This is a genomic window from Bacillus hominis, assembly GCF_018332515.1.
Lineage (GTDB): Bacteria > Bacillota > Bacilli > Bacillales > Bacillaceae_G > Bacillus_A > Bacillus_A hominis.
Genome location: NZ_BOQD01000072.1, coordinates 1 through 893 on the forward strand (window position 1 = coordinate 1; position 893 = coordinate 893).

Below are 893 nucleotides of genomic sequence, written 5' to 3' on the forward strand. Positions count from 1 at the left end.
ATTTTCTAATCAACCTTTTTAATAATACCTTTAAAAAGATATCAATTTTATATTTCACTAACCGAATCCGTGAATAAAGCATGAAATACGTTAACTTCCCCCATACGTAAACATTCCGTTTCTATATCAGGAATTGCAGTTCTCGCAACCTCTCGTTCTACTCTTACAAATCCTTTTGTATTCATTAGTTTTTCAAATTTACAAATGTTATCCATTTCTACATCGATTATCTCAAAAGTCCATTCCCTTAATTCTTCATCATATGTTGTTTTTAATACGTAGTAATAATAATATTTATCAAGTAAGCTAACAAAAACCCCTAAATCAAGACGCTCACCTCTTGATTTCCGTATCCAATCAATATCATCATTTAGCATTGGTTCTTTTCCATTTAATAACACATTATACTCTAGACAATTGTATAGGTTTAAATCTGTATAGTCTGACACGTGATAATCGCAAAATGTTGACTCGATCAAAGACAAAATTTCCTTTTGAGAACTTTCGTTTTTCACAAAGCCCTCTTTTAAGTCTACAAACCTTTTATACTCTTTGGACTCTTCGTACAATTCTTCTTTCACAATATTTTTCGGAAAGAATTTGTAAATTGTTTCTTTTAATTCATTCATCATTTCAGATTTTGCCGTTTTAACCATTCTGTAAATCCCCCTATGTTAAAAGAATTCTCACCGTAATAAAGAATCATACCCCAAATATGTTATTAATTAACAAATATATTATATTAAAATAAATAATATGATTCAATTCTGTTTTTTTAGAATTTTTCTGTTATAATGGTGGATTCCGAAAAATAGACTTATCATAATATCAAAATTACAACAAAAAACGACAAAAACCTTTAAATTACCTTAAATAATAGAAAAATCCATATA

At 27.9% G+C, this 893-nt stretch carries 1 protein-coding gene; it reads right to left on the minus strand.

Annotation, left to right across the window (positions count from 1 at the left end; genetic code table 11):
• Positions 1 to 47 precede the first annotated feature (47 nt).
• Positions 48 to 656, minus strand: a complete 609-nt coding sequence (locus tag KI356_RS08765) for a hypothetical protein (protein ID WP_212935267.1) — start codon at positions 654 to 656, stop codon at positions 48 to 50.
• Positions 657 to 893: the final 237 nt, after the last annotated feature.